Here is a 17,132-nt window from a genome sequence, read left to right as displayed (position 1 = left end):
GGCGAGCAGCCCGAAAGGCGGTGTCATGGGCCAGACCCCGCGGGCGCTCCAGCCATCCCTGTCCGAGCGCCACTTCTTCGGCGCCGAACTGCGCCGGCTACGCGAACGCGCCAACCTCTCACAGGCGCGGCTCGGCATCATGATCCGTTTTAGTGCCGATCTCGTGCGTCGTGTGGAGACGGCCGACCGGTTCCCCTCCCGCGAGTTCGTCGAGGCCTGCGACAAGGCGCTGGCGACCGGCGGCTCCCTGATGCGCCTGCTACCACTGCTCGACAAAAACCGGACCAGCGACGGCACGCCGAGTACCCCCTCACCGGCCGGCGCCCTCAGCAGCGCGCTGTCCAAGCGCCCGACAGAAACGTTGGGGCTGGCCGAGATGGTCGCTCGGGTTCCGTTCCAACCCGGTGTCCTCGATCGCGCCGCCCTTGACTGGCTGAACGCTGCGGCGGGACCCCGGCCGCCCGTGGCCGGACGACCCGGCTCACCCGACCAGGTTGACGTAGAGGATCTTCATGCGGCGGAGACCGCTCTGACGATGTTCCGGCAGTTGGACCACACCCACGGCGCCGGAAGAGTCCACGCGCAGGTGCAGCGGTACGTCGAACGTGAACTGAACCGGCTGTTGGCGAACACTCCCACCTCCGAGGCTGTCGGCCAGCACCTCTACACGCTGGCGGCGGGATTCTTTGAGCTCTGCGGGTACCAGGCGGTCGACACCGGCGCCCATGGCCTCGCCCAGCGCCGCTACCTTCGCGCTCTACGTTTGACGGAAGCTGCCGACGACCGCCTGTACGGCAGCTACCTGCTCGCCGTGAACATCGGCCACCTCGCGCTGCACTGCGGGCACCCCGAGCCGGCACGCAGGATGGCGCTGACGGCGGTGAGAGGAAGCGAGACCCAGGCGACGCCCGCTGTGACAGCCGCGCTGCAAGCAGTGGTGGCGCGCACGCACGCCCGCCTTGGACGCGAAGACGACTGCCTGGCCCACCTCGACATCGCGGAGAGGCAACTGGCCTGTAGCAAGCCCGACGACGAGCCGGCTTGGATCCGATATTTCGACGCGGCCTACCTCGCCGACGAGATCGCCCACTGCTTCCACGACCTGGGCCGACCGCAGTACACCCAACGGTACCTGGGTGACGCCCTCACCGCGCTGAGCCCCACCCATGTCCGGAGACTCGCCATCGACACCGCGCTCCTGGCCTCGTCGCTGGCCGCCGCCGGCCGCATCGACGAAGCCTGCGCCACCGCACGCGAGGCAGTCGACCACGCCGCACGAACCACCTCACACCGCTGCCTGCAGCGCATCGTCGAGGTGCAGGCCGACCTCGAGCCCTACCGGTGCGAGCCGGAGGTCCGCGAGTTCGGCGAGTACGTGCGTCACCGACTACCGCTGGCCGCTGTGTAACGCCCGTTGATCGTTGGCGGCATCCGCCATCACCGAACGGTAGTGAGCCAGCTCCGCCTCCAGCGCCGCGCCCGCTCGATGGGACGACGCCACGTAGTGGCCGACATCGGCGAGAAGCAACACCTCGGGTGCCATACCGGGAGACGTCAACTCGTCGGCGAGGTCGCGGACATCCTCGACCACGGCCACCTCGTCGGCGGTGCCATGAATGAGCAGCACCGGCCGTTGGACAGCGGCGGCACGGACCCGGCCGGCACCACCTCGCAGCCGCATCGCGTGCGGCCGCTGGAATCGGGGCACCGTCTGCGCCCACCGGTCAGGATCCACGATCGCCGACACGGCGGTGGCAGCAGCGAACGGGCTGTCTTGGGCCACCGCGTGCAATGCGGTGTAGCCGCCGGCACTGGCACCACGGATGAACACCTGCCCCGGCACCGCTCGCCCCGTCGACAACAGGTGACCCGCCACCGCCGCGCAGTCACCTACATCGTCCAGACCCCACCGGCCGTACAACGATTCCCGGAACGCCCGGCCGTACCCGGTGCTACCCAGGTAGTCGACATCCACCACGGCGAACCCGCGACTGGTGAAGAACTGCGCCTGCCAATCCAAACGCAGCAGGCAGGAGGCGGTAGGCCCAGGATGCGCCCGAACGACCACCGGCGCCTGCCAGTCCGCCGCCGCGCCCGTCGGCGGATACACCAGGGCAAGCACCTCCCGACCATTGGCCACCCGAACGCGCAGCTCCGTCGGCGTCGAAACGCCCGCCCCCTCGAGTCCGGCATCCTCTGGCCTGGCAAGCACCTCCACCTCAGGGTTGGTGCCCGCCAGATCCACGAGCGCGACCTGCGGGGCTGCGGTAGGCGACGATCCGATCATCGCCACCGTCGTGCCCCGGACGGCGAGGTACGGCTTGATCGACGTGTACGGAAGGTCGACCGGGCGGACAATGCCGTCGGGCTCGATAACGACAAGGCGGTGTCGCGGCCCCTCCTGCACGGCCACGACGATCCGACCGTCGTCGAGGAAGCCATACGACGCATAACCCAACTCCCACGGCTCCGCAGCGCACTCACCCGCGATCGGCGCTACCGCCTCCACCTTGAGGCCGTCCCACCGGTAGAGGTTCCACCAGCCAGTGCGGTCCGAGACGAAGTACAGCGCCCCGTCGGGTCCCCACTGCGGCTCCGCCGCAGACTCATTCGGACCGCCCGCCAGTTTCACGGGATTCTCGATCACGCCGCGCGGCGAGTAGGAGGCCACCCACACCTCGCACGCATCCCAGGGCATGTCGCGCTCGCTCCACGCTGTCCAGGCCAACCGACCCGGACCCGGCCGAGGCGCACCGAGGAATCCCCGGGACACGGCGAGAGTCCGCATCGGCGGAACACCGGTGAGCGTCACCGCGACGAGCTCGTCACCCTGATCCGACTCCCGCACTGCCAGCAACTCGCCGGCGCCGACCGTCAGGTCACCGAAGGACCCATGAGCGACCAATTGGAGTTCGTCGCCGCGACGACGGCTCCGGTAGAGGCCACCTCCGCCGACGCACCACAACTTCCCCTCGTCGACGGCGAACGACCCGCCCCCGTACGCGTGAACGCTGCTGGCGACATCAAAGCCCTTCGGACTGACATCACGCTTGCCCTCGCCGGATCGCCACTGTGTCACCGTCGTACCCCCGCCAGCGTCGGGGCGAGTCTCCAGCCAGAAAAAGCCGTCATCACCGGTACGCAGTTGGTCGTAGCTCACCGAGGCGCGGACGGCATCGTCCACCGACACTTCAGCGACCCTGTCGCCCAGCCTCACGGATCCTCCTCGAACAACTTCCAGGCGGGCCGGACGACGGCGGGCTCATCAACCGGTCGCCGGGACACCGGCGCGACCACCGGCAGGGCTTCGGCCGGTGTGAGTGTCTAGACGTGGCCGACTCTACGTCCGAGCGCCTTGTCCCTGCCCCCGGATCACCCCCGCAAATTGCCGTTCTCCCGAGGCAATGCCGACGCGAACAACAGCTTTCGCCCAGGATCATTCCTGATCATGCCTTGGCGCTCGGCAGGAGGGCGTAATGGTCGGCGAAGGAGCGAACAAGTTCTTCGAGTACGGCTTTGCCCTTGGCCGCAGTGGCGTGGGACGGCAGACCGATGACGCCGCTGCTGGTGTAGCCACTCATGCCCCGCGTGAGGAGGTGACGTCGGTCGTCCGCTAGGTGGTCGGCATGCTGGAAGCCATCACGCACCACCTCGGGCGCAACGTGCAGAAGCAGCGAAACCTCGAGCTCGCCAGCGTGCATGTCCTGGTGGGCTGTGCTGTGCAGGCCGGCGGCAACTCGAGCGTCGTCCCAGTCGGCCCGAGCGGGGAAAAGAGTCATCCTCGGTCCAGCGGCGTTGGCTTCCTGAACGACGTTGGCAAGCGCGTAGTTCCCCCCATGGCCGTTGATCACAGCGAGCTGATCGATGCCCGATTCATGCAGAGAGCCGGCGATGTCAACGACCACGGCGGCGAGGGTGGTGGCGCTGATACTGACCGTGCCACGCCATCCCGCGTGCTCATGGGAGCAGGAGATCGTCACCGGCGGCAGCAGAAAGAGGTCGTAGCGCTCGGCGACGGCCTTCGCGATCGCGCATGCCACGATGGTGTCCGTCAGCAGCGGCAGATGGGCGCCGTGCTGCTCGAAACTCCCGACTGGGAGGACCGCGACCGACGCCCCTCGCTCGGACTCGTCGGTGCTCGTCGCCGTGGTGATCAGATCCACGGACTAATGGTTGCATGCTTCGAGGGCCGCCTGCCGATAGGCGAGCACGAAGGCCGCCGCCTCGGGAACGGATGACTGCTGCCGAAGGGCCACCGCCGTCGGGTTCAACCAGCGCAAAGCCCGCGCGGAAGAGGTACCTGTGGCCAACGCCAGGGCGTGGGTAGCCTCGGTCGCCGCGCGCTCGACATCGCCCATGCTGACGTAGGCGCTGGACAGGGTCGATCGCCAAAGGGCCTCGTCGACGCGCCACTGAGCTGGCCAATGGCGCAGGAGCTGCTCATAGAGATCGGCTGCAGCCACCGGTTGGCCGAGGAGCAGACGGCATTGCGCCTCGTGGGCAGCAACGTACACCGGGTCGCAGTGGACGCCAACATCAATCGGCAGCTCCGAGCCCCAGTCGGCGCTACCGGCGACCCTGTGCGCCTTGTCGATGCTGGCTGCACAGGCGTTCTGGTCGCCTCCCATCGCGTAAGCCTGGGCCTGGCGGATCAGCAGTAGAGTGCGGATACGGCCGGGTAACCGAGCCTCCTCCAGCGCCCGCTGCGCCAGGGCAATGGCATTGCGCGGGTCGAAGCGCTCGAGGGCGCGTTGGCTCTGCCTCATCAGGATGTAGCTTGTCAGCGTCGGCGCGTTAGCTTCGACGGCATGCTGCTGGGCGCGTCGCAACCAGGCGTCAGCCTCGGCGGCGTCACTCTGCTCGTCGATCCAGCTGAGGAACTCCGCCCACAGTGCCTGCGTGATCAGTACGTCTCGGCGGTCGGCTGAACGGCTTCGCCGCCCGATGGCAGCGGCGACGCTGATCTGCGCATGGGCGGTGGACGCCATCCCGGCGTATCCGGTGCGGTTTCCGTCAATGGCCAGACCGGCGAGCTGCTCATGCCACGAGCGGAGCAGGTCGGTCTTGTCGGGGTGATCGATGGAGGCCCGGAGTTGGCCCTCCGCACCCTCGGCCAAGCGGTAGCCGACACTGGTGAGGCGGCGCGCACTCTCTAGGTCTGCCAGGAAGCGGACCAGCTCACCACCTGCCTGCAGTGCGCACTCACACGACTCGACGAAGCGGGCGGACGGCCAACGTTCGGCTTTCTCCACCTTGCTGATGAGGTCCCCACTGACGTGTACGAGCCTGCCTAGAGCACGCTGGGACAACCCGCGGCACTCTCGCCACTGCCGAAGCGCGGCACCGAATCCATGCAGCGCCGATCGATGCGGGCTCAGCTGTCGTGGAGTTTGCGCCACCGGTACTCCTGGTTGCCGTCTGTCCGTCTCTGCTGGATCCGGACAGGTCTGACCGTACGTGGTCGAACGCTACGCGGACAGTTGCATGCGGACAACACCGTATGTCCGCATCAACGGTATCGACTCACCTAACCCGGTGAGCAATTCTCGTTGTCGAGACACCCGTTCGCATGCTCGACGAAATCGTTTGTGGCGGCTCAAGATCGAAGAATTATTTGCCTTCGCTGACGAGTGGGCTGCGAAATAGCGTGATTAGCCAGGACCGAAAAAGCTTGAGGAGTCTGATGAGTTCCCAGAATGACCTCTCCAAATATGGCTATCGGCAGGAGTTGAGCCGTCACCTACGGTTCCGGGACCTGGTCGCGTACGGCCTGGTGTACATGGTGCCGATCGCGCCGATGGCGATCTTCGGAAGCGTGTACGCCGGTTCCGGCGGGATGGTGGCTCTGGCGTACGCGGTCGGTGTGGTGGCGTTGGTGTTCACCGCGTTCTCGTACGCGCAGATGGTGAAGGCGTTCCCGATGTCGGGCAGCGTCTACAACTACGCCGGCCGGGGTATCAGCGCGCCGGTCGGGTTCCTGGCTGGCTGGGTGATTCTGCTCGACTACGTTCTCGTACCGGGCCTGCTGTACCTGGTGGCGTCGGTGGCGATGCACTCCACCGTGCCGGCCGTGCCAGTGTGGCTGTGGTTGCTCGGGTTCGTCGCGGTCAACACGGTCGTCAACTCGGTGGGGATCCGGATGACCGCATTGGTGACCCGGGTGATGCTCGTCGGCGAGCTGATCGTCTTGGCGATCTTCCTTGCCGTCGCCGGTTGGGCCGTCGCAACGGGCAGGGGCCGGTTCAGCTGGGATGCGTTCTACAACGCCGACACGTTCACCTGGTCTCTCGTGGCGGGGGCGGTGTCGATCGCGGTGCTGTCCTTCCTCGGCTTCGACGGGATCAGCATGCTGGCGGAGGAGACCAAGGGCGGTTCCCGGCAGATCGGCCGGGCGATGGCCGCTGTCCTCGTCCTGGCCGGCGTGCTGTTCATCGCCCAGACTTGGCTGGCCGCGATGCTCGTCCCCGAGCCGGCCGCGCTGCTCAGTGACGGTGATCCGGACGGCACCGCCTTCTACGATGCCGCGCAGGTGGCTGGCGGAGGTTGGCTGGCAACGTCGTGTGCGGTCGCGACCGCGATCGCGTGGGGCCTGCCGAATTCGATGGTCGCGCAGGTCGCTACCTCACGTCTGCTGTACGCGATGGCCCGGGACCGGCAACTGCCCGCCTTCTTGGCGAAGGTGTCGATCCGCCGCAACGTGCCGATCAACGCGACCCTGCTCACCGGTGCCGTGTCCCTCGCGCTGGGTCTGTACATGGCGACCCGGGCGGACGGGATCACGCTGCTGTCGTCGCTGATCAATTTCGGGGCGATGGTCGCGTTCCTGGTCCTGCACGTCTCCGTCGTCGTGCACCACCTCATCCGCCAGCGCAGCGGCAACTGGTGGGCGCACCTGGTCATGCCCGGTATCGGCTTCGCGATCCTCGCGTACGTGGTGGTCAACGCGAACATCGCCGCGCAGCGTCTCGGTCTGGCCTGGCTCGCCCTCGGCATGGTCGTACTCGCCAGCCTGTACCTGTCCGGCCGCCGGCCCGCCCTGTCGGGTCTGGCGCCCGCGCAGCCGCAGGCCCGCCACGTCGAGCGGGTGTGACGACCATGGACACGATCACCTACCGGCCCGCCCGTGACGAGCTGGCCTACACCTTCGGCGGCCGGATGCCGGTGGCCCACGTCCGCTCCGGCGACGTGCTGCGGGTGCACACCGAGGACTGCTTCGGCGGATTGGTGCGCGGTCCGGCGGACTTGCCGTCGCAGGTGTGTCGCATGCCCTACCTGAACCCGGTGTCCGGGCCGTTCTTCGTCGAGGACGCAGAGCCAGGCGACACCCTGGCCGTCCACCTCGCCTCGATCGTTCCGGCCCGTGACTGGGGAGTCTCCTCGACGTTTCCGCACTTCGGGGCACTGACCTCCACCTCGCACACGGCGACCCTGCAGCCGCCTCTCGAGGAGCGGGTGTGGGTGTACGACATCGACCAGCAGGCGGGTACGGTCCGCTTCCACGCCACCGACAGCGACCACACGGTCGACCTGCCGCTGGACCCGATGATCGGCACCATCGGCGTGGCGCCGGGCGGTTTCGAGTCGCGTTCGACCATCGTGCCCGACAGCCATGGCGGGAACCTCGACACACCGGAGCTGCGCGCCGGTACCACCCTCTACCTGGGGGTGAACGTGCACGGGGCGATGCTCGCCCTCGGCGACGGCCACGCCCGCCAAGGCGAGGGTGAGGCCTGCGGCGTCGGGGTGGAGATCGCCACCACCACCACCCTGATCATCGAGGTCATCAAAGGCGTCCCGACGGTGTGGCCCCGCCTGGAGACCGACACGTCGATCATGTCAGTTGGCTGCGCCCGTCCCCTGGAAGACGCCTACCGGATCGCGCACCGCGACATGGTCGGCTGGGTGGGTGACCTCACCGGTCTGGAGCAGCTTGACGCGTACCAGTTGGTGTCGCAGGCGGCAAGGGCGCCGATCGGCAACGTCTGCGACCCGAACTACACGGTCCTCGCCGCCGTCGACAAGCTGCTGCTTCCGCAGCCGCAGGCCGCCCACGACGGGATGCACGCCCGCCTCCGGCAGCACGCCGGTGGGCCACGGTAAGGGGACGGGATCCAGATGACCTCGTCCATCCCGCAGTTGCCGTTGCGGGACGAGTTGTTCCTGCTGGGCCACGACGACGACACCGGCCAGCCGCACATCCACCGCCAAGCCCTCGCCCTCGGCCTGGCCGGTGCGGTGCTGATCGACCTATTCCTGGCCGGACGGATCGCCCTCGACACCACCGACGACGGCACCGGGTCGGGCGGGGAGCAGCGGCTGTGGCTGCACCTAGACCGCCCGGTCGGGGACCTGATCGCCGACACCGCCCTGGCCTCCATCCGCTACGCCCACCCGACCCCGTCGCTGCGGGGATGGCTGCGCGGGTTCGCCGACGACCTGTACGACCGCACCCGCGCCGGCCTGCACGCTGGCGGGATCCTGCGCCACGACGTGCGTCGTCGCCTCGGCGGGCTCGCCCGCACCGACCGCTACCTGCCCACGGACCTCAAGTGGCCGGTCGTCGCCCGCGCCCGGCTGCACTACATCGCCGCCGGCCGTGACCAGCCCGACAACCACACCGCCGCCCTCGGCGGCCTCGTCGCGACCCTCGGCCTGACCAATCACCTGTACCTCGCCGACGACATCGCCGCCCTCACCGCGCAGCTACGCACTATCGCCGCGCAGCACCACCGGCAGGTACGCGACATCACCGCCGCGGTCGACGCCGCCGTCGGTGACCTCGCCACCGCCGCCTACCGGTAAGCCCGCCCCATTCCACCCGATCCGCTGCCCTTGGAGGCATCCCATGGACGTCATCCCGCGTATCCGTGCCGCCCGGTGGGCGGACAAGGAACCCGTCGCCGCGCTGATCGCTGACGCCCTGCACTCCGGCCCGCTCGCCCAGTGGCTGGTGCCCGATCCGACCTGCCGGCGGCGGATCCTGGCCGACGTGGCGGTGATCTGGGTGGAACACGCCATGTTCTTCGGCGACATCCAGATCACCGACGATCTGAGCGCCGCCGCGATGGGGTTTCACCGCTACCGCAGCATCCCGCCACCGTCGAACTACCGCAGCCGATTGGCCGACGCCGCCGGCCCGCACGCGCGGCAGTTCGAACTCCTCGACCAACTACTCACTCCGGTCCGACCCACCGAACCTCACTACCACCTGGCAGTTCTCGCCGTCCTTCCCGCCGCCCGGCGGCGCGGTGTCGGCGCGGCGATGCTTACCCACCATGAGAGCCGCCTCGACCGCATCGACATGCCCTCCTGGACCGAAACCACCCCCAACAGCCAGGACGTGTACCGCCGGTACGGCTACCTCCCGAGGCCCGCGCTCACCCTGCCCGACGGGCCAGTCATCGCCCCGATGCGCCGCAACCCTCACCCGAACCGCGGCTCCTGGCCCGTGAACACCGCCAAGCCGGCGACCGTCACCGCCCCGGCGCGCGCCCAGTCCGACGCCCAACGCTAGGCCCTGGGTTCCGGCGGCCAGGCCACAGATCGCACTGCATCTCTCTGTCACCGTCCACGATCTGCGCTGAGCCCACATCGGGGCGTTCAAGCCGGTCGCCCGCCCGTTGAGGGAGGGCAGCGGCGACCGACGTGGCCGGCGACGACAGCCCCCCACTGTCCTCGCCGGCCACACCCTCCGCCCATCTGCGCCGCCCCCGGTCGTTACAACCTGGACAAACCCGGCGTGCAGCCCAACCGCCCGAACGCGAACATGAACCCCAGGAAGGAACGCCGATGCCGACGCGGACGACAGTCCTCCCCGCGTGGACACCCGCCTTCGTCGCCGAGGTCGTCGCCGCGACCATCGCACTCGCCGCCGTCCACGGCCTGCACCAAGCGCCCCGGGATGTTGCCCGCAGCCACAACCTGTCGCCCGCGACGGTTGAGGAATGGGTCTCGCGGGCCCGCGCCGTGCAGGCCGCGCCCGTACCACCCGGCCTCCTGGCCTGCCACACCTGCGCGCGATCCATGATCCTCATCCAGCTGCCCGGCAGCGGCAGGGTCTACCTGTGCGCGCCGTCATGCGGGCGCACACCGGTGCCGGCCGAGGAGATCCGCGACGCCGTCGCCGCGGTGATCCTGCACCGCACCCCACACCTCGTCCCACCCGGCAAGACGACCCAGGCCGCCTCCTACGCGCTCGGCCCGATCCAACGCGTCACCATCGGCGCGACCGGCACAGACCTGCACATCACCTGGAGAGCCGTCTCCCTACAGGTCACCGGCCCGATGATGGCCATGGCCCAGCGTCTACACCTAGCCCAGCGCCACGCCGCCGACAACAAGCCCGAGCGCGCCATCGACGTCCTGCGCAGCGGGCTCCTGCACATCGACCCCACCAGCGGCAGGCTCGCCCTGGACACCGCGACCGCCCGCGCCGCCGCGCTCCTGGCCACCCTCACCCTCACCAGCGGCGACCCAGCCGCCGCGCTCCCCTGGGCCCGGTGGGGACACCGCAGCCTGCGCCACCTGCTCCGAGACCCCACCAACCCGGAAGTCCGCGCCGCCCTGCGCGTCCTGGCCGCCACCCACCGCGCCGCCGGGAACCTCACCGCCGCCGCCGACTGCTACAGCGACCTCATCCGCCACCACACCCAAGCCGACGGACCCTACGCACTCACCACCCTCGCCACCCAAGCCACCCTCGCCGTCGTCCTGCACGAATACGGCCGCCAGGAACCGGCGCAGCAACTCCTCGCCCGCACCATCGCCGACCACCGCCGTGTCCATCCCCACCACCCCGCCATCGCGCGCATGACAGCCGCCCTGTACCGCATGCACACCACAGCTACCGGCCCGCCGGGTCATCCCCCGCGCATCGCAACGTCCGCCACGCCCGGCGCCAGCTAGACCGCCGCGCACCTGACCACCCACCACCGGGACAACCGGCCTGGGCGCACCCGAAACAAATGCGCATCGAAAGGACACCAAACACCTTGCTCCGCACCACCCCCACCACGCGCCGATGGTCGGCAGGACTGATCGCTGGCCTCCTCCTCGCCGGCTGCCAACCCGGACCCGCCAGCCCGACACCGGCCACACCAGCCCCCACGACGCCTCCGGCGCCCCCATCCCCGGCACTCGTAGCGACCGCGCCCGGCCTCACCCCACCGCAGCGCCTGCGTCTGCTCGCCGGCACCATCACGGCCGCCCCCACCGATCGCACCATCGACATGCCCTACACCTACCTCCACACCCAATCCTGGACTCGTGCCACCAATGTCATCACCCGCTCGGACCTACAGCGCTGGCGCCGCGACGCCGACGACTCCGGCCGCGAGGTGACGCGCCGGCTCCCCGACGTGCGTGGCCTCGCCCACCGTCCGACACCTGACGAGCGCCGCCAGTTCGCCGCTGCCGGGACGAAGACGACGCGATACGTCAGCGGCGAACTCGAGCCCTACCTTCCCGAACCGCTGACCACCGACATCGCCGAGCTTGCTGGTGCGCTGGCCCCACGCGAACTGGCCGGTGAGCCCGCGTACCCGCGCATGCTCGTCCAAGGCGTCATCGGCGTCGCCACCAGCCAGTACCTCAATCAGGAACAGCGCGCAGCCGCACTGGGAGTCCTCGCAGACGTGCCGGCCATCTCCTACCAGGGCGAGCAGACTGACCTCGCCGGACGAACTGGCCTCGGCTTCACCGTGAGTGCCGACAACTCCCAGACGCAGCTCATCGTCCACCCCCGCACAGGCGAGATCCTCTCTGCCCAAGAACGAGTGCACGGCGCGAAGGCGGGCTTGTTCTCCTACGTGCTGATCCTCGAACACGGCCACACCGGCACCGACACCGCAACGCTTGGCGGGCGGCCCTGAGCTGCCCCGTCCGCTCGAGGGCGTGCACCGGCGCATCGGCTCCGCACGGTGGTGACGTCGCCCTCGACGACGGTCACGTCGTGGCCCGCCAGGTTCGCTCGCCGCCGGGCCGCCAGCCGACCACCGATCTCCACGGCCAGCGCCGACGCGCCAGCGGCCATGAGGGGACCGAGTCACCTGCCCTGCTCTGGGCCCCAATCTCCGAGACGCGCGTACCCGGTCGCAGCCCGCACCCGGCATGCACCTCATACCCTACGCAGCTACCCCGGCCGAGCTGCCGGGAATTGTCGGGATCATCGTCGAAGCTGCCCGCTGCCTCATCCACTGGCCGTCACCTCACGGCGCGAGCGTCGTCCGGAATGACCGAGGCCTCGTAGGAGGGCGGCCTGCTACAGCTCGGCGACGATAGTGGTATCACCCCGCGAGGCGCGGACCGCGGCGCCTCCGGTTGATCTTCTTGGCGACGGCATCAGCGGCGTCCCGGTGCATCCGCTTGGTGACACTCTGGTAGGTGTCGCGGGTCAGGGTAGTGGTGGAGTGGCCGAGTTGCTCGGAGACGACCTTGATGTCGACGCCGGCGTCGAGGGCGATGGTGGCGGCACTGTGGCGCAGGTCGTGCAGCCGGATCGGGGGCAGCCCGGCTTTGCGGACGAGCTTGCGGAACCGTTGGGTGACGGCGTTGGGGTGCCACGGCTTCCCGTCGGGGCGGACGAAGAACAGGCCGGTGTCGGGCCATGCGTCGCCGGCGGCGAGTTGCCAGGCGGCGCGGCGGGCCTTGTAGGCGATGAGGACCTTGGTCGTGTCGGTGTCGAGGGCGACGTCGCGGTTCCCGGCTCTGCTCTTCGGTGGTTTCTGCACGGCGGTGTAGCCGTGGGTGGCGATCTGGTTGTTGATGGTGGTCTCGCGGCGGTGCAGCCGCACCTCGCTGTCGCGCAGTCCGCACGCCTCGCCGCGGCGGGGCCCGCGGTAGGCCATGTAGTGCCACATGGGGTGCAGGTCGGGGGCGTGTGCGGCGGCGTAGTCGAGGAACTGCACGACCTGCGAGTCGGTCCAGACCATCACCGGTCCCGGGACCTCGCCGGTGGCCTTCCACCGCCGTACGCGTTCGTCCTCCCACACGATCGGTAGGGGCCGGTCGGCGGGGACCTTGACCAGGGCGGCGGGGTTGGCGCCGACGATGAGTTCGTCGGCGAGGGCGTCGTTGATCGCCTTGCGCAGGCAGGCGCGGATGCGCTGGCGTGTGCTGGCACCAGTGGGTCGCACCCCGGTGACAGACGCGCGGATGGCCGGGTCGGTGCTCGCCTTCGCGGCGGCGATCTCGTCGTTGCGGCGCTCGATGGCGGCGAACATGGCGCGGACGTGGGTGGTGCGCAGCTTGTCCAGCGGGATGTCACCCAGGTGTGGGATCAAGTGGACCCGCGCGATCGATTCGTAGCCGCGCTGCGTGTTCGCGTCGACCGTCAGGTGGGTCAGCCAGCCGGTGAGGTACTCGGCGACGGTGGGCATGTCGGCGAGCGCGCCGTCGCCGCGCAGCCGCTGGCGGATACGGTCGACCTCGGGCAGGGGACGTTTGGCGCGTACGGCGGTTTGCAGCAGGTCGGCGATCTCGGTACGGCGGCGCCGGTCACCGCCGGCGAGGGCGAGCAGGTCGCGGGCATGGTCGAGTTCGTCGGCGGCGGCACGGCGGGTGGGAAAGCTGGAGCGGCGCAGCTGCCGGCGCCCGCCGTCGGTGGTGGGTGGTAGTTCGAGCTGGTAGGCCCAGTGGCCGTGGTCGGAGCTCCAGGCGCGGTTCGCGCGGCGTAGTTTCGGGCAGTCGTTTCCCAGTGGTTTGCCGGTGTCGGGGTGGCGGCAGCCGCAGCGCTTGAAGATGCTTCCGTCTGGCATCGGAGGTGGTGCTCCCGTTCGTCTGGGTAGTGGGGCATCGGTTTGGTCGATCGACATCCACGCGTGACCGGCGGGCAGGATCAAGTCGCCGCGGTTCCAGGTCCGGTGGGTGGTCCATCCGCTGGGGCCGGTAAGAGGCGAAAGTCAGATGCGCCCTGCTGAGGAGTCTGGGATCCTGTCCGGTTCGCGTGAGATCGGGCATGGAGGACGGCCAATGGTGGCGGCAGGTGACGTGGCGACGGGTCGGGCGCGACGCCCGGAGCTGCGGGCGGCAGTAGCCCAGCTGATGGCGACGGTGCTCGGCGACCTCGCCGCTCGCGACGGCGCGCCGGTGTTCGCGACCGTCCCCGACTTTCGCGAGTGGCACCGCCACGACCAAGAATCGTTCGTCGCGATCCGCCGCGGGGTCTGGCAGATGCCGGGCCGGGTCACCGACTACCGGTTCTTGGACACCTTCCCCGAGATGGGGGCGGTGCGGGCCGTCGTGGCCGCCGATGAGGTGCTGCGCGAGCGGGTGGACTGCCTCGTCGGGGTGGAGTTCGCCCTCACACTGCGGCAATTGGGGTGGACGCTCGTGCAGCACGTCCTGGAACCCATGGTTGCCGCCGGCCGGCGCTACCGGTTCGACCAGGACGCCTTCGACGCCGCGTACAGCAGGCTGGAGGAAGGTCTGCTGGCCACGCGGGCGCGACTGGTCGAGGTGGTCCCGCTCAACGCCTTCACCCCCACCGCGGGCATCGAGGCGGTCACGTTGCCGGACGGCCTAGTGCTGCAAGCGATGAGCGACCGGCAGGTGAGCGCCGCGATCGGCTACCTCGCGGTGCCGATCGCCTTCGCGGGTGCCCCGAACTCGGTGACCGTGTCGCGGTTCCACCAGTGGGCCCTGACCCGCTGCACCTCGTACCCGGTGTGCTCGGAGATGGACGTACCCGCCCAACCGACGGCGCCGGATTCTGGCGCGCTGGTCGAGCCAGCCAGCCGGCTGGTGACGGCGCTGCGGCTGGTGTGCGGCGGGTCCGTCACCGCGACTCGGGCGATCCGCTGCCCACCGGACGACGACTTTCCCCAGGGACTGGGGCCGACGGCGTCACTGTCGGCGCTACCCGCCTTCGACGAGGAGCGGCCGACGATCCTTGGGCGAGAGCAGGTTGAGGCGGTGCGCGAGGTGTACGGCCTCCTCGCGCATCCCGCGGTCCGGGACAACCGGGCTCTGCAGACCGCGCTGCGCCGGCTGGTCCTGGCCGGGGCCGACCGGGTACCGACCGACCGGCTCATCGACCTGATCGTCTGCGCCGAAGTGCTGTTCATCAAACTGCCAGGCCTGCCAGCGGATCGTTGGAAACAGGACAAGGTCGTTGCCGGAGCGACCATGCTGTTGGCAGACGACCCTGTCCTGCAGGCGCCGCCCGAGCGGCTCGAGGCACTCCTGCGTCTGGGATACCGGCTCCGCAACGACGAGATGCACGGCGACGACCCGAGCAGGCAGGAACTGCGCACCCTCACCGACCAGCCGACAAATGACCTGTCAGCGGTCGTGGATGACATCGAGCGGGTGTTGCGTCGCGCCCTGGTCCGGCTCCTCCCCGGCGTCGCCGAGCAGTAGTCGGCGGCTGCACCGGCACGACATACGGAGCCGCGCATTGGGCGTCCTACCCGCGGGGTCACGGCGGAAGGCTGCAGCCCGTGGTGTCCCTGGCCCCGCCCGAATACCCGCCGTCCTCGTCGGCACCCGCCCCGCCGGTGTCACCAGATGTCGGTACCGGCGGGGAATCGAGGTGCAGTTTCCGCAGGATCGGGGCGGTCGGCACGCGGTAGTACGCGCCGGCCCGGAACAGTGGCACCGGGAAGGCGTCGCGGGCGGCCAGCTTGTAGGCCGCCGAGCGAGAGATGCCGAGGATGGCGGCGGCGGTGGCGAGGTCCGTGGTCGCCCCGAGCGCCAGGATGCGCTCGGTGGTCCAGGTACAAGCTGCGTCGTCGCTGTCGGGGTTGGCGGCGGGGGTGAGGTTGCGGGCTCGTCGTGCTGATCGCATGGGCTGGACTCCTATTTCTCGGACCACCAGGCGCAGCGGTAGGTGGGTTCCTGGGTTTCGGACGAGGGCTGCCTCTCCGCAGGCGGCACCGCCGTCGCGTCGGACTGGCGGTGCCGCCTGCGGAGCGAGGCCGTGAAGGTACGGAGCACGCCGATGCCGGTTAGCCGGAGCTCACTGGCACCCTGGCCTCAGCCGGCGCGCCATCACTGGCCACGTCGGTAGGCCAAAGGATCTTCTCTCGCTACCACGTGTGTGGGCACAGCAGCAGCCGCAGGGCCGCGGCGGCCTGTTGGGGCACGACGCCGTTGCCGAGGACCCGCAGCGCGAGCGTGCGCGGCAGCCCCAGGCCGGCGTCGGTGACATGGCCTGGGTCGAGGCCCATGAGCCACTCCACGAACGGCGGCGCGAGGACGGGTTTGCCGTGCCGGCCGATCTGCGTGGGGTGTGGTGCGGGCCGGCCGAGCAGCCGCTCCCAGCGGGCCACCGCGTCGGCGTAGCCGCCCCACCGCTGCTCGTCGGGCCGCCCGAGCCCGGCGATGGTGGTGCGCAGATCCGCACCGCCGTCGCCGTGCCGCCCGGGACCGCGCCCGTCGGACGCGCGTGGGGTGGGCAGGGTCTGGGCCGGGACCCGCACCGCCGCGGACGGCAGGGTCAGGTCGCCGTGCGAACCCCGCTGCCCTGGGCAGCCTTTCTCACCGTCGGTAGCCCGTGGGGTGGGTAGCAGCACCTGCGACAGCGGGGGCCGGAACCCGGCCCCCGCGCGTCGCCCGGGCGTCCCGGTGTCGCTCGCTCTGGGGGTGGGCAGCAGACGCGCGACATCCTGCCGCTTATGCCCCTGCTCACCGGTACGAGCGGTGCGCCCCGCGGTGGAGGTGGATAGGAGGCCGTGGGTGGAGCCTGACGGTTCGATGAGGTCGGGCAGCCCGTGCTGGTGGCCGGGGCCTTTGCCGTCACGGGCGCACGGTGTCGGCAGCGTCCGCACCCCCTCCGAGTCGTCCGGCAGGCGCGGCCAACAGGAACAGCCTGTCCCGGCGGTGGGCGGCGCCGATGTCGGACGCCCGTAGGCACGTCCACCTCGTGTCGTACCCGATCGCGGCCAGGTCGGCTTCGACGACGTCGAACCCTCGCCGTAGGAGCGCGGCGACGTTCTCCACGAACACGAGCGGTGGTCGAAGGACGCGAACGGCGTCGGCGACGGCGCTCCACAGGCTGGAGTGCGCTCCGGTGATGCCGGCGCGTTTGCCGGCGTTGGAGACTCTGCTGCCGAATTCGGTTCAGGCAGCGAGGTCGTGGTCGAGGCGTTGGAGGTGGCTGGTCCGGGCTGGTGGTAGGGGTTGTTCGGTCCACC

General features: G+C 69.8%; 13 protein-coding genes and 2 pseudogenes. 8 read left to right on the top strand and 7 right to left on the bottom strand.

The window, feature by feature from the left end; translation table 11 throughout:
• Positions 1-25 precede the first annotated feature (25 nt).
• A complete protein-coding gene (locus T398_RS24515; RefSeq protein WP_491639544.1) occupies positions 26-1,408 on the top strand; it encodes an NsdA family TPR-like regulatory protein in 1,383 nt (460 codons plus the stop codon).
• On the opposite strand, the pseudogene T398_RS24510 reads toward T398_RS24515, so the two are convergent.
• From T398_RS24510 to T398_RS24500, 3 genes and pseudogenes are all read right to left on the bottom strand, one after another.
• Positions 1,381-2,569: pseudogene (locus T398_RS24510) on the bottom strand (alpha/beta hydrolase family protein). The gene T398_RS24515 and the pseudogene T398_RS24510 sit on opposite strands and share 28 nt — an antisense overlap.
• 877 nt (positions 2,570-3,446) lie before the next feature.
• On the bottom strand, positions 3,447-4,163 hold the full coding sequence (locus T398_RS24505) for a creatininase family protein (protein WP_491639543.1): 717 nt from the start codon (positions 4,161-4,163) through the stop codon (positions 3,447-3,449).
• Between the two features lie 3 nt (positions 4,164-4,166).
• The gene (locus tag T398_RS24500; protein WP_491639542.1) at positions 4,167-5,399 is read right to left on the bottom strand and encodes an NsdA family TPR-like regulatory protein; all 1,233 of its coding nucleotides are present in this window, start codon (positions 5,397-5,399) and stop codon (positions 4,167-4,169) included.
• A 284-nt stretch (positions 5,400-5,683) separates the two neighbouring features.
• Between T398_RS24500 and T398_RS24495 the strand changes: the two genes are divergently transcribed.
• The 6 genes from T398_RS24495 to T398_RS24470 all read left to right on the top strand — a co-directional run bounded on the left by T398_RS24495 (position 5,684) and on the right by T398_RS24470 (position 11,870).
• Positions 5,684-7,090, top strand: coding sequence for an amino acid permease (locus T398_RS24495; protein WP_491639541.1), 1,407 nt, complete (start codon positions 5,684-5,686; stop codon positions 7,088-7,090).
• Positions 7,087-8,100 carry an acetamidase/formamidase family protein gene (locus T398_RS24490; protein WP_491639540.1) on the top strand — a complete coding sequence of 338 codons (1,014 nt, stop codon included), beginning with the start codon at positions 7,087-7,089 and terminating at the stop codon, positions 8,098-8,100. The genes T398_RS24495 and T398_RS24490 overlap by 4 nt, the downstream gene beginning before the upstream one ends.
• Before the next feature lie 15 nt (positions 8,101-8,115).
• On the top strand, positions 8,116-8,802 hold the full coding sequence (locus tag T398_RS24485; protein ID WP_491639539.1) for a GPP34 family phosphoprotein: 687 nt from the start codon (positions 8,116-8,118) through the stop codon (positions 8,800-8,802).
• 43 nt (positions 8,803-8,845) lie between these two features.
• On the top strand, positions 8,846-9,514 hold the full coding sequence (locus T398_RS24480) for a GNAT family N-acetyltransferase (protein WP_491639538.1): 669 nt from the start codon (positions 8,846-8,848) through the stop codon (positions 9,512-9,514).
• A gap of 275 nt (positions 9,515-9,789) precedes the next feature.
• Complete coding sequence (locus T398_RS24475; protein WP_491639537.1) at positions 9,790-10,905, top strand: tetratricopeptide repeat protein; 1,116 nt, start codon at positions 9,790-9,792, stop codon at positions 10,903-10,905.
• 86 nt (positions 10,906-10,991) lie between these two features.
• Positions 10,992-11,870 (top strand): hypothetical protein, encoded by an 879-nt coding sequence (locus T398_RS24470; RefSeq protein ID WP_496450210.1) that lies wholly within the window; start codon positions 10,992-10,994, stop codon positions 11,868-11,870.
• Between the two features lie 414 nt (positions 11,871-12,284).
• On the opposite strand, the gene T398_RS24465 is transcribed toward T398_RS24470, so the two are convergent.
• Positions 12,285-13,754 carry a tyrosine-type recombinase/integrase gene (locus T398_RS24465; RefSeq protein WP_491639535.1) on the bottom strand — a complete coding sequence of 490 codons (1,470 nt, stop codon included), beginning with the start codon at positions 13,752-13,754 and terminating at the stop codon, positions 12,285-12,287.
• 214 nt (positions 13,755-13,968) lie between these two features.
• On the opposite strand from T398_RS24465, the gene T398_RS24460 reads away from it, so the two are divergent.
• Positions 13,969-15,357, top strand: a complete 1,389-nt coding sequence (locus tag T398_RS24460; RefSeq protein ID WP_491639534.1) for a hypothetical protein — start codon at positions 13,969-13,971, stop codon at positions 15,355-15,357.
• 58 nt (positions 15,358-15,415) lie between these two features.
• Here T398_RS24460 and T398_RS24455 read toward each other — a convergent pair whose 3' ends face one another.
• The 3 genes and pseudogenes from T398_RS24455 to T398_RS24445 form a co-directional block, all read right to left on the bottom strand.
• Positions 15,416-15,784 (bottom strand): DNA-binding protein, encoded by a 369-nt coding sequence (locus T398_RS24455; protein ID WP_491639533.1) that lies wholly within the window; start codon positions 15,782-15,784, stop codon positions 15,416-15,418.
• A 241-nt stretch (positions 15,785-16,025) separates the two neighbouring features.
• Positions 16,026-16,511, bottom strand: coding sequence for a hypothetical protein (locus T398_RS24450; RefSeq protein WP_491639532.1), 486 nt, complete (start codon positions 16,509-16,511; stop codon positions 16,026-16,028).
• A 223-nt stretch (positions 16,512-16,734) separates the two neighbouring features.
• Positions 16,735-17,028 (bottom strand): annotated as a pseudogene (locus tag T398_RS24445) (DNA cytosine methyltransferase); the annotation flags it as partial.
• Positions 17,029-17,132 lie beyond the last annotated feature (104 nt).

It is taken from the genome of Salinispora goodfellowii, assembly GCF_059570675.1.
Note: the sequence above shows the minus strand (reverse complement) of the source record. Positions and strands in the feature narration are given on the sequence as shown.

Coding starts and splice junctions, on each gene's coding strand:
- T398_RS24515 (WP_491639544.1), top strand. CDS start 26: ATGGGCCAGACCCCGCGGGCGCTCCAGCCATCCCTGTCCGAGCGCCAC.
- T398_RS24495 (WP_491639541.1), top strand. CDS start 5,684: ATGAGTTCCCAGAATGACCTCTCCAAATATGGCTATCGGCAGGAGTTG.
- T398_RS24485 (WP_491639539.1), top strand. CDS start 8,116: ATGACCTCGTCCATCCCGCAGTTGCCGTTGCGGGACGAGTTGTTCCTG.
- T398_RS24480 (WP_491639538.1), top strand. CDS start 8,846: ATGGACGTCATCCCGCGTATCCGTGCCGCCCGGTGGGCGGACAAGGAA.
- T398_RS24475 (WP_491639537.1), top strand. CDS start 9,790: ATGCCGACGCGGACGACAGTCCTCCCCGCGTGGACACCCGCCTTCGTC.
- T398_RS24465 (WP_491639535.1), bottom strand. CDS start 13,754: ATGCCAGACGGAAGCATCTTCAAGCGCTGCGGCTGCCGCCACCCCGAC.
- T398_RS24460 (WP_491639534.1), top strand. CDS start 13,969: ATGGTGGCGGCAGGTGACGTGGCGACGGGTCGGGCGCGACGCCCGGAG.
- T398_RS24455 (WP_491639533.1), bottom strand. CDS start 15,784: ATGCGATCAGCACGACGAGCCCGCAACCTCACCCCCGCCGCCAACCCC.